General features: G+C 62.0%; 13 protein-coding genes. 3 read left to right on the top strand and 10 right to left on the bottom strand.

All coding sequences use genetic code 11. The features are described from left to right. Positions 1 to 2 precede the first annotated feature (2 nt). From AC4BBN_RS10105 to AC4BBN_RS10090, 4 genes are all read right to left on the bottom strand, one after another. The gene (locus AC4BBN_RS10105; RefSeq protein WP_490591855.1) at positions 3 to 683 is read right to left on the bottom strand and encodes a hypothetical protein; all 681 of its coding nucleotides are present in this window, start codon (positions 681 to 683) and stop codon (positions 3 to 5) included. Beyond that, a complete protein-coding gene (locus AC4BBN_RS10100; RefSeq protein WP_490591854.1) occupies positions 680 to 2,014 on the bottom strand; it encodes a hypothetical protein in 1,335 nt (444 codons plus the stop codon). Before AC4BBN_RS10100 ends, AC4BBN_RS10105 begins: the two co-directional genes overlap by 4 nt. 2 nt (positions 2,015 to 2,016) lie before the next feature. Next, entirely contained in the window at positions 2,017 to 2,718 is a 702-nt protein-coding gene (locus tag AC4BBN_RS10095) for a 16S rRNA (uracil(1498)-N(3))-methyltransferase (RefSeq protein ID WP_490591853.1), read from the bottom strand. A gap of 76 nt (positions 2,719 to 2,794) precedes the next feature. Beyond that, complete coding sequence (locus tag AC4BBN_RS10090; protein ID WP_490591852.1) at positions 2,795 to 3,883, bottom strand: aminoglycoside phosphotransferase family protein; 1,089 nt, start codon at positions 3,881 to 3,883, stop codon at positions 2,795 to 2,797. 87 nt (positions 3,884 to 3,970) lie between these two features. Here AC4BBN_RS10090 and AC4BBN_RS10085 point away from each other — a divergent pair, with 87 nt between their 5' ends. From AC4BBN_RS10085 to rsmA, 3 genes are all read left to right on the top strand, one after another. Next, complete coding sequence (locus AC4BBN_RS10085; protein WP_490591851.1) at positions 3,971 to 6,337, top strand: LPS-assembly protein LptD; 2,367 nt, start codon at positions 3,971 to 3,973, stop codon at positions 6,335 to 6,337. A gap of 72 nt (positions 6,338 to 6,409) precedes the next feature. Then, entirely contained in the window at positions 6,410 to 7,795 is a 1,386-nt protein-coding gene (locus AC4BBN_RS10080; protein WP_490591850.1) for a peptidylprolyl isomerase, read from the top strand. Between the two features lie 13 nt (positions 7,796 to 7,808). Continuing rightward, positions 7,809 to 8,600, top strand: a complete 792-nt coding sequence (rsmA, locus tag AC4BBN_RS10075) for a 16S rRNA (adenine(1518)-N(6)/adenine(1519)-N(6))-dimethyltransferase RsmA (RefSeq protein ID WP_490591849.1) — start codon at positions 7,809 to 7,811, stop codon at positions 8,598 to 8,600. A gap of 71 nt (positions 8,601 to 8,671) precedes the next feature. Here the strand turns inward: rsmA and AC4BBN_RS10070 are convergent, their stop codons facing one another. From AC4BBN_RS10070 to AC4BBN_RS10045, 6 genes are all read right to left on the bottom strand, one after another. Then, complete coding sequence (locus tag AC4BBN_RS10070) at positions 8,672 to 8,878, bottom strand: hypothetical protein (protein WP_490591848.1); 207 nt, start codon at positions 8,876 to 8,878, stop codon at positions 8,672 to 8,674. Beyond that, positions 8,857 to 9,279 (bottom strand): barstar family protein, encoded by a 423-nt coding sequence (locus AC4BBN_RS10065; RefSeq protein ID WP_490591847.1) that lies wholly within the window; start codon positions 9,277 to 9,279, stop codon positions 8,857 to 8,859. Before AC4BBN_RS10065 ends, AC4BBN_RS10070 begins: the two co-directional genes overlap by 22 nt. A 47-nt stretch (positions 9,280 to 9,326) precedes the next feature. Next, positions 9,327 to 9,731 (bottom strand): guanyl-specific ribonuclease, encoded by a 405-nt coding sequence (locus tag AC4BBN_RS10060; protein WP_490591846.1) that lies wholly within the window; start codon positions 9,729 to 9,731, stop codon positions 9,327 to 9,329. A gap of 158 nt (positions 9,732 to 9,889) precedes the next feature. Then, positions 9,890 to 12,223 (bottom strand): NADP-dependent malic enzyme, encoded by a 2,334-nt coding sequence (locus AC4BBN_RS10055; RefSeq protein ID WP_490591845.1) that lies wholly within the window; start codon positions 12,221 to 12,223, stop codon positions 9,890 to 9,892. A 121-nt stretch (positions 12,224 to 12,344) separates the two neighbouring features. Next, on the bottom strand, positions 12,345 to 12,596 hold the full coding sequence (gene infA, locus AC4BBN_RS10050; protein ID WP_092757223.1) for a translation initiation factor IF-1: 252 nt from the start codon (positions 12,594 to 12,596) through the stop codon (positions 12,345 to 12,347). A 48-nt stretch (positions 12,597 to 12,644) separates the two neighbouring features. Continuing rightward, positions 12,645 to 13,112 carry a hypothetical protein gene (locus AC4BBN_RS10045; protein ID WP_490591844.1) on the bottom strand — a complete coding sequence of 156 codons (468 nt, stop codon included), beginning with the start codon at positions 13,110 to 13,112 and terminating at the stop codon, positions 12,645 to 12,647. Between the last annotated feature and the right edge of the window lie 19 nt (positions 13,113 to 13,131).

Genomic DNA, 13,131 nt, shown 5'->3' with positions numbered 1-13,131 from the left:
GCTCAGTCTTCGGTAGGGGTTTCGGCAGCCAACTGGGCCTCGGCGGCCAGGCGGGCGGCTTGCTCGCGGGCCAGCACGTCGGCCAGGGCGCCGTCGAGGATGCGCGGGGCCAGGATGTCGTAGTCCAGCAGCACGTCGAGCAGCGGGCCTTCGGCAATGTCGTCTTGCCGGCGCAGGATGAAGCCGTGGCGCTCCAGCAGCTTGAGGTTGCCGTCGAGCCGGGTCTTTTTACCCAGCTGTGTGCCGTAGTCTTCCAGTAGGGCCTTGTACGACAGCACGGGGCTGACGTCGCGCACGGGCGGCAGCGGCTTGCTGGTGGCGAACATGTCGTTCTGCGTCTCGGCCACCGGGGCGCGGCTGGTCTGGCGTTCGCGCTTGGGCAGGATGATCAGCGCCCACAGCACCACCAGCAGGGCCTGGCCGTCGCGCGGCAGATCCAGGTTGTTGTTGGCGTTCAGGCCGGCCTCGCCCATCACGCTGCTTTGCGCGGCAGGCAGCAGGGCCAGGCTGACGTGTTCGGCGTAGATGTTGTCCATCCAGCGCAGGCCAATGTCGGCCAGGCGCTGCTCCACCTGGGCAAACAGCTCGGCGTTGACCAGGGCTTTGCGCACGCGGGGATGGGTGCGCGGCAGGCTGCGGCGGGCCAGCAGCTCGGCAACCAGCAGGGCGGCTTCGTCGGTCATGGGGTGGTCTTCTCAGTAGATTCGTTCGGGCCTTCGACCGGGTGCAAAGCCCCGGCGCTGACCTGGGCCAGCACGGGGTGCTGCAGGTCGAGCAGCTCGGTGCTCCATTCCACGCGCCAGGGCTGGCGCGCCAGGTCGCCGGTGGCGCCAGGCAGCAGGCAGGCCTGGGCGTCGCCCAGCAGCGGCAGCAGCTGGGCCTTGTAGGCAACCTCGGCGTAGGCGGCTTCGAGGGGCTCGGCACCCAGCAAGGCCTGGACGGCGGTGCGGGGCTCGCTGCCGTCGGTGTTCCAGCTGGCCAGCAGCTCGGACAAATCGGCCAGCGCCTGCGGCAGGGCCACGGCGCTGAGTTCGCCAAGCGGCGCAGCCTGCGATACCGGCAGGGCATCGGGCAGGGACAGCGTGGGGCGGTCGCGTTCAAATTCGGCTTCGGTCACATCCAGCAATTCATGGGGGGCCAGCATGACGGGCGCGACCGGGCAGGCCAGCGCGTCTTGCAGCAGGTGTTCGGGGGCGGCGACGGTTTGCAGCCAGCGTTTCACGTCGGTGCTGGTGATGCCGGTGGTGCCCAGGGTGACGCGCTGGCGGTCCACCTGCTGCAGCGCGCGGTTGAACTGGCTGGCCATGGCCAGCAAGCGGCTCTGCGCCTGGCCCAGGGCGCGGGCGGCGCGCTCCATCACCACATGGCCGTGGGCGTGGCTGATGATGGCGGTGATGGCAGTAGAGGCCTTGTCGATCAGGCGCGCGGCGCGGTCGTAGCGTTTGCGCGCCTCGCGCAGGCGGAATTCGGAGCCGCTGGCAATCGCGTCCTCAAACTCGGCGTGCAGGCGGCCCAGCTGGGCTTGCAGCATTTGCACCTGGGCGGCGTCCAGTGTGCCCAACTGGTCGGCACCGACCACCTGGCTCAGCAGGCTGGCCAGGTCGCCGTCTTCGCCATCGGCCGGCGGCGCGGTATTCAGCACGCCCAGCACAGCAGACAGTTGCTGGGCCAGCGGGGTCAGGCTGGTACGGCGCTGGGTTTCGTCCCACAGCAGCAGGCCGGTGTCGCGGAAGCGTTTGAACACGGTGTCCAGCGCTTCCGGGCGCACGGCGTGGAACAGCTCGTTGATGTCATCGCGGCTCAGGCTGGCCTCGCTCTGGCCCAGCAGGCCCATGAAGACCCACAGGCGCAGGCGCACCAGGCCGGCCGGGCCGTAGAACAGGGCGCGAAGGGCGTCAATCAGCGCGCCCTGCGCGTCGATGCGGAAGGCCAGCAGGGATTCGGCGGCAAAGTCAGCGTCGCGGAAGTAATCCGACAGCGTGGTGTCGCTGTCGGGTAGCGTTGTGTCTTCCATCGTCAGAACTGGAGTTGGGCCAGTGCGGCCAGGGGTGCGGTCTCGGCGCGCAGCACGCGGTTGGCCAGGGTCACTGGGCGGTAGCCACGGGCGATGGCCGCGTCTTCCTCAGCAGGACTGAGGCCACCCTCGGGGCCGCTGAGGAAGTGGATGGGGCCACTGGCGGGCACCGCATGCAGCATTGGCTGGCTGCCAGGGCGCAGCGACAGCAGCAGGCCGGCATCTGCCGTGGACACCCAGTCGGCAAAGCTGCGCACGGGGTGGACCTCGGGCACGCGGTTGCGGCCGGACTGTTCACAGGCGGCGACGCCCACGGCGAACCAGTGGGCGCGCTTTTTGTCAGCACGTTCACCGTTCAGGCGCAGCACGCTGCGCTCTGCCACCAGGGGCTGGATGCTGGCCACGCCAAGCTCGGCGGCTTTTTCGACCAGCCAGTCCATGCGGTCATTCGCCGGCATGGCCAGCACGATGTGCACGGCGCGCGCGGCTTCGCGCTCCACCGGGTCGTGGCTGGCGACGGTCACGGCCACATCGCTGCGGCCCATGCGTTCAATGGTGGCCTCAAACTCACCGCCCTGCCCGTTGAACAGGGTGATGCTCTGGCCGGGCTGCATGCGTAACACCTGCACATGGCGGGCCGGGCCGGCGGGCAAGTCCAGCGTGGCACCCATGGCCAAGGGGGCGGGACAGTAGAAACGTGGCATGGCTATATTTGCTATTTTTTATATAGCTGCTTGCGCAGGTGTTACCTACGCTAGAGCCGTATTTCTTTTAAATGATTTACATACGTCCGTAGGCAAAGCCCACGGCGGCCTGCGTGCCTTCAATCTGGTCCACCAGGCGCAGCAAGGGCGTCAGCTCGCGGTAACGGCCGGCAGTGGCGCGGATGTAGGCGATGAAACGGGGCGTATCGGCCAGGTACTTGGGCTTGCCGTCGCGCAGGGTCAGGCGGGCGAAGATGCCGGCTACTTTCAGGTGGCGCTGCAGGCCCATCCATTCCACGCTGCGGTAGAAGGCGCCGAAGTCGTCGCCCACCGGCAGGCCGGCCTTGCGCGCCTTTTGCCAGTAGCGGATGGTGACGTCCAGCACAAAGTCTTCTTCCCAGCTGTGGAAGGCGTCGCGCGTCAGGCAGGCGATGTCGTAGGTGATGGGGCCGTAGAGGGCGTCCTGGAAGTCCAGCACGCCCAGCTTGTCGCCGCCGACCATGAGATTTCTTGGCATGAAGTCACGGTGCACGTAGACGCTGGGGGCTTCCAGGTTGTTGGCCACGATCTGGGCGAACACCTTGTCCAAGGTGGCGCGCTGGGTGTCGTCCAGGGTGATGCCACGGTGCTGGGCGATGTACCAGTCGGGGAACAGGGCCAGCTCGCGCTGCAGCACGGCAGCGTCGTACACCGGCAGCGCGCCGGGCTGGGAGGCCAGCTGTAGCGTCACCAGGGTGTCGATCGCCTGGGTGAACAGGCCGGCAGCCGGCGGCGGCGCGTCAGACTGCAGGGCCTGCAGCATGGTCTGCGTACCCAGGTCACTGAGCAGCATGAAGCCCTGGGCCTGGTCCCAGGCCAGCACCTCGGGCACGCGCAGGCCGGCCTGGGCAAACAAGCTGGCGATGCGCACAAAGGGCTCGCAGTTTTCCTTGTCGGGCGGCGCATCCATCACGATGCAGCTGCCGTGGGCACTTTGCAGACGGAAGTAACGGCGAAAACCGGCATCGGCTGCAGCCATCTGCAGGGTATGCGCTTGCAGCTGGTGGGCGCCGGCGATCTGCTCCAGCCAGGCATGGAACGCGCTTTCGCGCGCGGTGTCAGCCCAGATGATGGGGCCGGAATCGGGTAAAGAAGCGGGATGCGCTGGAGTGGAGGTAGGGCTCATGGATAATCCATTCTACAAATCCGGCTTATCTGTATAGCTGGCCCGCCTCTGTGTACAACCCTTTCGCCGGACCGATCCACCTCTTTCATGCCTGCCCTGATGCCTGAATTCCAGCGCAGCACCCGCCGCGGCCGCTTTACCCTGACGCCTGTGGCACTTGTCGCCGCCCTGCTGTGTTCGGCCACGGCACGCGCCGATGACGCCCCAAAGCCCCTGGTCCTGAAGTCCACGCCCCTGCTGCAGGAACAGATTCCGCAGGCGATGCGGGAGCAGATGCCCAGCTTCTTCTCTGGCGACCACACCCTGGGCCGGCCCGATCTGGACACCGTGATCGATGGCAACGCCGAGATGCGCAAGGGCGATATGGTGCTGAAGGCCGACCGGGTGGAGTACTACCAGCCCGACGATCTGGTCAAGGCGCGCGGCAATGTGCACATCAACCGCGCCGGCAATATCTACGAAGGCCCGGCGCTGGAGCTGAAGGTGGATTCGTTCGAGGGCTTTTTCGTCCAGCCGCACTACCAGTTCATCAAGAACGGTGCTTATGGCGACGCGGACCGCGCTGATTTCGTGGACGACAACCGCATGGTGCTGCAAAACGCCACCTACAGCACCTGCCGCCGCCAACCCGGCCCCAGCTGGCTGCCCGACTGGATACTGCGCGCCACCTCGATCAGCATAGACACTGAGGAAGAAGTCGGCGTGGCCGACGGCGCAGTGCTGCGTTTCAAGGATGTGCCCATACTGGCATTCCCGGCCATGAGCTTTCCGCTGACGGACAAGCGCAAATCCGGCTTTTTGCCACCCAGCATCGGTTTGGACAGCACCAACGGTGCGGAGCTGACGGTTCCCTACTACTGGAATATCGCGCCCAACCGCGACGCCACCATCACCCCGTCGGTGATGACCAGCAGGGGTGTGAACCTGGACGGCGAGTTCCGCTACCTGGAGCCGGAATACAAAGGCCAGATCAAGGGCAATTACCTGCCCGACGACAAACTGCGCGGCGAATCCCGCTGGGGCATTGCGGCGACGCATTCGGGAACCATACAAACCGGGCTGAGCGGTATCGGCGGCCTGGGTTTGAACGTAGCACTGAACCGCGTCAGCGACGATAACTACTGGACCGACTTTGGCAGTTCCTCGACCACGCTGACGCAGCGCCTGCTGTCCAATGACGCGACCCTGAGTTGGGCCAAAGACAATTTCAGCGCCAGCGTGCGCACGCTGAAATGGCAAACCCTGCAAAGCACCAGTTCGACCATAGTTCCGCCCTACGACCGGCTGCCCGAGCTCAACGCCAAGTACGCACGCTACGACCTAGCCGGCATAGATGCATCATTGGAAACCGACTACACCGAATTCTCGGCCGACCGCACGCTGACGAGGCAACCCAATGCCAAGCGCGGCTTCGCGCTAGGACAAATCAGCCGCCCCTGGGTGGCCCCAGGCTGGTTTGTCACGCCCAAGGTCCAGCTGCATGCCACCAGCTACCAGTTTGACCAAGCCTTGAGCAATGGCGCCACCTCGGCCAGCAGCACGGTTCCCACCTTCAGCCTGGACAGCGGCATGGTGTTCGAGCGATCCGCCAATTTCTGGGGCAAGGCGCTCACCCAGACGCTGGAGCCGCGCGCGTTCTACGTGAACACGCCCTACCGCGACCAGAGCATGCTGCCGGTCTACGACACGGGTCTGAACGACTTCAACTTCGCCACCGTCTATACCGAAAACTCGTTTTCCGGCAATGACCGCATTGCCGACAACAACCTGCTGACCTTGGGTGTGACCACCCGCTTCCTGGAGCCCGACACCAGCGAAGAGCTGGCACGTTTCAGCTTCGCCCAGAGGCTGCGCTTCAAGGACCAGAACGTCACCCTGCCCGGTGGCACGACTGTGACCGACCGCTGGAGCGACTTCCTGGTCGGCACCCAGCTGAATTGGGACAAGCGCTGGGCTTTCGACAGCACCGTCCAGTACAACCCGCAGACCCGCCGCTCCGAGCGCTCCACCATCGGTGGCCGCTGGAATCCGGGCGATTTCCGCGTCATCAGCGCCAATTACCGGTACCAACGCGACAGCAGCGAACAAATCGACCTGGGCTGGCAATGGCCAATCAGCGATTTGTGGAACGGCAAAAACAGCTCCGGGCAGACCGAAGGGCGCTGGTACAGCGTGGGTCGCCTGAACTACAGCATGTATGACCGCAAGATGGTCAACGCGGTCATGGGCTTTGAATATGATGCCGGTTGCTGGGTTGGCCGCGTGGTGCTGGACAGAACCCAGACCAGCACCACCGCGTCCACCCAGAAGATTTCCTTCCAGCTGGAGTTTGTAGGCTTTACGCGCCTGGGTGTTGGCAACAACCCCTTGTCGGTCCTGAAGGAAAACATCCCCCGATACCAGTATCTGCGCGAGCAGGTCACTACCCCCAGCCGCTTCAGCCAATACGACTAACCACCGACTTGCACCAGCAGAGGAAGGCCGCGCCTTCCCCGCCAGGCAAATCCACTCACATCCACCCGAACCATGAACCACCGTTTATTTCGCACGACGCTCCTGAGCTTGGCGGCACTAGCGGCCTTGTCCGTATCAGCCCAAGGCCTGCGCCCTGCGTCGCCGTCCGGCACCGGATTAACCGGCAGCAGCAGCGTACCGCTGACAGCCCGTGCACCCGAAGGCCCCCGTCAGGCCGACTTCATCGTTGCGGTGGTGAACTCCGAGCCCGTCACCAACAACGAAGTCCGCGCCCGTGTAGGCCGCGCGTTGCAGCAAATGTCGCAGCAAGGTGAAGCTGCCAACCCGACGCCCGAGCTGGTCCGCCAGGTATTGGAACGGCTGATCGTCGAAAAAGCCCAGCTGCAGATGGCGCGTGAAACCGGTGTAAAGGTCGATGATGCGGCCGTGGACGCAGCCGAAGAAAACGTGGCACGCCAGAACCAGCTGAGCGTGGCCGAGCTGCGCCGCCGCCTGGTGCAGGACGGCATGGTCCCCACCCAGTTCCGCGAAGAGCTGCGCAACCAGATCCTGATCACCCGTCTGCGCGACCGTGAACTGGACAGCCGCCAACGCGTCAGCGACGCCGATGTGGACCAATACCTGAGGGACCAGCAAGGCAACGCTAACGCGTCGTCCCTGGAGCTCAATCTAGGCATGGTGCTGGTGGAAGTCCCAGAAAACGCCACTCCCGAACAGATCGCAACACTGCAGGCCAAGGCCGAAAAAGTCCGCGAACGCGCGCTGGCAGGCGAAGACTTCGCGGCCCTGGCCCGCGCACTTTCAGACGCACCCGACCACACCAAGAACAGCGGCGTACTCGGCCTGCGCAGTGCAGACAGGTACCCGGAACTGTTCGTCAGCGCAGCACAAGGCCTGGATACCGGGGCCATCAGCCCGGTAATACGCTCTGGCGCAGGCTTCCATGTGCTCAAGGTGCTCGACAAACGCCAGGGTGGCGTGGCCACAGCCGTCGTCCAGCAACATTCTCGACACATCCTGCTGCGCACCGGCCCACGGCTAACCGAAGCCGCCGCCCTGGAACGGCTGAACGACTTCAAGAAGCGCATCCAAAACAAGCAGGCAGATTTTGCACAGCTAGCCAAGGAAAACTCGGCCGATGGCAGTGCCGCACAAGGCGGCGACCTGGGCTGGGCCAGCCCCGGCCAGTTCGTGCCGGAATTTGAAGAGGTGCTCAACAACCTGACACCCGGCCAGATTGCTCCTCCCTTTGTGTCCCGCTTTGGCGTGCACCTGGTACAGCTGCTGGAACGCCGCACCGCCACACTGTCGCAGCGCGAACAGCGCGAGATGGTCCGTGGCCTGGTGCGCGAGAAGAAATTGGACGAAGCCTACGCCCGCTGGATCGACGAGCTGCGCTCACGCGCCTACGTCGAATACCGCGAATCCCCGCAATAACATTGAATTCGCCGTGAAGCACATCCCCCGTAAACGCTTCGGCCAGCATTTCCTGTCCGACAACGGCATCATCGACTCTATCGTCGATGCGATTGCCCCCCAGCCTGGCGACAATATGGTGGAGATCGGTCCCGGCTTGGCGGCACTGACCCAGCCCCTGGTCGAACGGCTGGGCCATCTGACGGTGGTAGAGCTGGACCGCGATCTAGCCCAGCGCCTGCGCCAGCACCCCCAGCTGACGGTGGTGGAATCTGATGTATTAAAAGTAGACTTCACGCAGTTTCTACCTGCGGCAGTAGCTACGGATTCAATAGCAAGCCCTGCAAAAAAAGTCAGGGTAGTCGGCAACCTGCCCTACAACATATCCACCCCCATCCTGTTCCACCTGCTGGATGCGGTCCATGTCGTCGAAGACCAGCACTTCATGCTGCAAAAAGAAGTCATAGACCGCATGGTGGCCCGCCCCAGCACTGCCGCCTATGGCCGGCTCAGCGTCATGCTGCAATGGCGCTACGCGATGGAAAATGTACTGTTTGTGCCGCCCGAATCCTTCGATCCGCCGCCGCGCGTGGACAGCGCCGTGGTGCGCATGGTGCCCCTGGCCCAGCCAGCAGCCGTGGACGTGCAGTTGCTGAGCGAGATCGTCCAGGTAGCGTTCAGCCAGCGCCGCAAAATCATGCGCCACACCCTGGGCCAATGGCTGGAAACCAAGGCCTTCAGCGGCAGCTTCGACGTCAAACGCCGCGCCGAAGAAGTCCCAGTAGAAGAATATGTGGCACTAGCAAGCAGCCTGGCACACATATAAAAAAAGCCCGTCGTTGACGGGCTTTTTTGATGGAAGTGGCTGCAGCTCACAGCATGCAACCCACCCCGGAATCAGGCTGCGGCCAGCCAGTAACCCGCATTAAACGGGCTGCTCATACGCAAGGCCAGAGGCGACACATCTACCAACTTGTCGGTAGGCATCTTCTCGCCGGATTCGCTATTCAATTCAATGCCCGAGACGGCATCGCTGCCTGCCTCGTTCGCCCGTTCTGCTTGGCTGTTTTGTGCAGAACGGGCTACAGAAAAGAATAGAAGCATCGGAACGGAATCTTCCGGTCCCCCCAGTAGTCGGCGGCATCACGGAAGATGTCGAGCAGTTGCTCGCGTGCTTCCTTGTCAAACTTGGCGTGCGCCGGAATTTGCTCCAGCACCACCACAAATCCAGGCTGTGGGCCCGATTTATGCAATGGGTCTGTCATGCAGTCGTACAGCGCATCAAAATTCTTGCCGAAGTGCGTCGGAAAGGTGAACTGCTGGGCGATCATGTCCAGCACATCCTGCTTGCTCTGGGCGTTCGCCAGGTTCGCGTACAAGAAATGCTGACCCAGACCCAAAGCAGCATCTTGCAGATCTTGCACCCTGAAGGCACGAATAGACTGCACGATATTGGTTCTTACATTGCGAAGAGGCATATCCGTCTCCGCTTTCTTTTCAATCATCTAATTTACCCCGGCTTCAAAATTCTGAGGGAGCAGCCCCTTACGCTCTATTCGACAATTCGACGAAAGCTGGCGTAATGGTCACTGCTATAAAAACATGCATCTGGCGTTCTAGGAGGCCCGCCGCAAACAATTCGCTTAGCACCCCGGTTACTGGCTCCCACCGTTTTCACGGTGTACTCCCGGTAATATCCACGCTTCTGGAGCGGCAAAATACGTTCACGGTTCCCAAAGACCACGCCATCCTTATCAAAAGGAAAAGGACCGCCTTGCTTGATCAGCGCATACGTTGCCTGACCTTGCGAGGGAAGTGCCGAGAGGCCGATGACCTCGCTAGCCTCCTGTGGGGCAGCCTGGCGCGCCTGCCCCAATGGGGTGCACACAACAGAAACAGCCAACAGCAGCGAAGCAAAAACACGCCTGCATGCAGAGTCACGGACATTTAAAACCATGCGGGAATGCGCCTTTGGAGAACTTCGGGTTAACCCGTAAATTTCAAGGCGTAAGTGTGCCGTATGTGCACCAAAAAAGCAAGGGGCTGCCCAAAATTTGGGCAGCCCCTTGCAAGTCTTTACACCAACAAAGTTAGTACTTGCTGGCGAATTAGGCTTTATCGAACCACGTTAGCGTCGGCTACCGTCAAAGCCGTCATATTCACGATTCGGCGCACGGTGGTGCTGGCGGTCAGAATATGCACGGGCTTTGCCGCTCCCAGCAGCACGGGGCCAATCGCAATATTGCCGCCCGCTGCCATTTTCAGCAAGTTATAGGCAATATTGGCCGCATCGATGTTAGGGAACACCAACAAGTTGGCGTCACCGACCAGCGGGCTATTCGGCATGGTGGCAGCACGGGCTACGCCATCCAGCGCGATGTCGCCGTGCATTTCGCCGTCCACCTCCAGCCACGGAGCCTCTGTACGCAAAAGCTCCAGAACACGGCGCATCTTCACCGCGCTGGGCTGGTTGCTTTGGCCATAGTTGCTATGCGACAGCAAAGCAGCCTTGGGTTGGATACCAAAGCGCAGCATTTCCTCGGCCGCCATGACCGTGATCTCCGTCAACTCTTCCGCCGTAGGGTCGTAATTGACGTGGGTGTCCACCAGGAAAACTTGGCGGCCCGGCAGCATCAAGCCGTTCATGCAGGCATAGATGGGCACGTCCTGCGGGGTGCTGGGGCAGCCACCTGCGCGTTTGCCGATCACCTGGTCGATGTAGTGCAAATGGATGGAGGTGTGGCCCCAGGTGCCGCAAATCATGCCATCTACTTCACCCTTGTGCAGCAGCATGCTGCCAATCAGCGTCAAGCGACGGCGCATTTCGATCTTGGCCATTTGCGCCGTCACGCCTTTGCGTTCGGTCATGCGGTGGTAGGTCTGCCAGAAATCGCGATAACGGTGGTCCTGCTCGACGTTCACCACGTCGTAGTCCAGCTCTTCGCGCAGGCGCAAGCCGAATTTCTTGATCCGCTCGGCGATCACGGCCGGGCGCCCGATCAGCGTGGGTCGGGCCAAACCTTCGTCCACCACGATCTGGGCAGCCCGCAGCACGCGCTCTTCTTCGCCTTCGGCGTAGCAAACGCGCTTCTTGGCTGCGTTCTTGGCTGCGTCGTAAATCGGCTTCATAGTCGTGCCGGAGGCATAAACGAAGCTTTGCAGGCGATTGCGGTAGGCGTCCATGTCCAAGATGGGGCGCAGAGCCACGCCGCTGTCTGCAGCGGCCTTGGCCACAGCAGGCGCGATCTTGATCATCAGCCGCGGGTCAAAGGGCTTGGGGATGATGTATTCGGGGCCAAACGCCAGCTGTTCGCCGGCATAGGCGGCGGCGACCACTTCGCTTTGCTCGGCCTGGGCCAGCTCGGCAATCGCGTGTACCGCAGCGATTTCCATCTCCAGAGTGATGGTAGATGCCCCCGCATCCAAAGCACCGCGAAAGATGTAGGGGAAGCACAGGACGTTATTGACCTGGTTCGGGTAATCGGTGCGGCCGGTCGCGATGATGGCATCGCTGCGCACGGACTTCACGTCTTCAGGAGTGATTTCAGGGTTGGGGTTGGCTAGCGCAAAAATCACAGGCTTGGCAGCCATCTTGGCAACCATCTCCTTTTTTAGCACGCCGCCTGCTGACAGACCCAGGAACACGTCGGCCCCTTCGATGATTTCAGACAGAGTACGCGCCGAGGTGTTCTGTGCGTAGATGATCTTGTCTTCATCCATCAACTCGGTGCGGCCCTCGTAGACCACACCGGCCAGGTCCGTCACATAAATATTTTCGCGACGTATGCCCAGCTTGACCAGCAGGCCCAGGCAGGCCAGCGCAGCAGCACCGGCGCCGGAGGTCACCAATTTGACGTCTTTGGGGTCTTTGCCCACGACCTTCAATCCGTTCAGCAGGGCCGCGCCCACGCAGATCGCCGTACCGTGCTGGTCGTCGTGGAACACCGGAATCTTCATGCGTTCACGCAGCTTGCGCTCGACGTAGAAGCAGTCCGGGGCCTTGATGTCTTCGAGGTTGATGCCGCCGAAGGTGGGCTCCAGCGAGGCGATGATGTCGACCAGTTTGTCGAGGTCGTGCTTTTCGTCGATTTCGATGTCGAACACGTCGATGCCAGCGAACTTCTTGAACAGCACGCCCTTGCCTTCCATCACCGGCTTGGACGCCAGCGGGCCGATGTCACCCAAGCCCAGCACGGCCGTGCCGTTAGTGATCACGGCGACCAGGTTGCCCCGGCTCGTGTACTTGAACGCGTTGTTCGGGTCCTTGACGATTTCCTCGCAAGGAGCCGCCACACCAGGCGAATAAGCCAGCGCCAGATCATGCTGGTTGACCAGCTGCTTGGTCGCCGCAATGGCTATCTTCCCGGGGCTAGGAAACTGGTGGTATTCAAGGGCTGCACGCCGTAATTCGGCGCGTTTTTCTTCGGCATTCACCGTGGTATTGCTCATCTGGCGTCTCCTGCCATGGCCGCCGACTGGAAATATGCCGGGCAGTCACTGTGTCAAAGGGACTGCGATTGTAGGTGCCGCCCAATGACGGCCTCCGTACGGGGTTTTGCGTACGCCGGTATCAGGCGAAACGCGTAGACGTCGGGGCGCGGCCAGCAATGTGGCGGAAGGTGATGCGGCCCTTGGACAGATCGTAAGGCGACAGTTCCAGCGACACGTGGTCACCTGCCAGAATGCGGATGTGGTTCTTGCGCATCTTGCCAGCGGTGTAGGCGATCAGCACATGGCCGTTTTCCAACGTCACGCGGAAACGCGAGTCGGGCAAGACTTCGGACACAAGGCCCTTCATTTCGATCAGTTCTTCTTTTGCCATGGATAAATTCCTTGAGGATGGGACAGTATCTAAGTAACTAACTAATTTTTAGGCGTGTGCAGCGCTTGGATTGGAGTGGCGCGCACGCACCCACTGCAAACCTTGCTCAACTGCGTATTGTGTCGCGGTTGTGGCATCGTCGAACAGGGCCACGAAACGCATGACTCGGTCGTGCGAACCATTTCGGATCGACACGGAGGAGCCAAAACGGCCATCGGCCTGTTCGCGGGTCAGCGGCGAGAGCAAATATTTGCCGGCAGCAATCGAATTATTTTTATTCATTATGGAAAACAAGGCGGCCTCACTAATGGGCGCGCCAGAAATACGTGTTGTCACACTGCGGGTTTTAGACAGGCTTCCGATGGAATTGCACTGGAGGCAGGTCTTGCGCAGCACCCGGTGGGAAGGGGTTTTGCGCGCAAAGCACTTAGAGCCCTGGGTCCACACAGCATGACAGGGTGCAGACAAACTCGGGGGTGCAGGCTCGGCGTGGTGTTGCGATGTGTTGGGTTGCATCGCGGAGCTCCATGGCGAA

Source organism: Rhodoferax sp. SPJ21 (assembly GCF_058216335.1).
This window is presented reverse-complemented; position numbering and strand designations above follow the sequence as displayed.

What these genes read in the sequence shown, in the direction of transcription:
- AC4BBN_RS10105 (WP_490591855.1), bottom strand. Translation starts at nt 683, where the DNA reads ATGACCGACGAAGCCGCCCTGCTGGTTGCCGAGCTGCTGGCCCGCCGC.
- AC4BBN_RS10100 (WP_490591854.1), bottom strand. Translation starts at nt 2,014, where the DNA reads ATGGAAGACACAACGCTACCCGACAGCGACACCACGCTGTCGGATTAC.
- AC4BBN_RS10095 (WP_490591853.1), bottom strand. Translation starts at nt 2,718, where the DNA reads ATGCCACGTTTCTACTGTCCCGCCCCCTTGGCCATGGGTGCCACGCTG.
- AC4BBN_RS10090 (WP_490591852.1), bottom strand. Translation starts at nt 3,883, where the DNA reads ATGAGCCCTACCTCCACTCCAGCGCATCCCGCTTCTTTACCCGATTCC.
- AC4BBN_RS10085 (WP_490591851.1), top strand. Translation starts at nt 3,971, where the DNA reads ATGCCTGCCCTGATGCCTGAATTCCAGCGCAGCACCCGCCGCGGCCGC.
- AC4BBN_RS10080 (WP_490591850.1), top strand. Translation starts at nt 6,410, where the DNA reads ATGAACCACCGTTTATTTCGCACGACGCTCCTGAGCTTGGCGGCACTA.
- AC4BBN_RS10070 (WP_490591848.1), bottom strand. Translation starts at nt 8,878, where the DNA reads ATGCTTCTATTCTTTTCTGTAGCCCGTTCTGCACAAAACAGCCAAGCA.
- AC4BBN_RS10065 (WP_490591847.1), bottom strand. Translation starts at nt 9,279, where the DNA reads ATGATTGAAAAGAAAGCGGAGACGGATATGCCTCTTCGCAATGTAAGA.
- AC4BBN_RS10060 (WP_490591846.1), bottom strand. Translation starts at nt 9,731, where the DNA reads ATGGTTTTAAATGTCCGTGACTCTGCATGCAGGCGTGTTTTTGCTTCG.
- AC4BBN_RS10055 (WP_490591845.1), bottom strand. Translation starts at nt 12,223, where the DNA reads ATGAGCAATACCACGGTGAATGCCGAAGAAAAACGCGCCGAATTACGG.
- infA (WP_092757223.1), bottom strand. Translation starts at nt 12,596, where the DNA reads ATGGCAAAAGAAGAACTGATCGAAATGAAGGGCCTTGTGTCCGAAGTC.
- AC4BBN_RS10045 (WP_490591844.1), bottom strand. Translation starts at nt 13,112, where the DNA reads ATGCAACCCAACACATCGCAACACCACGCCGAGCCTGCACCCCCGAGT.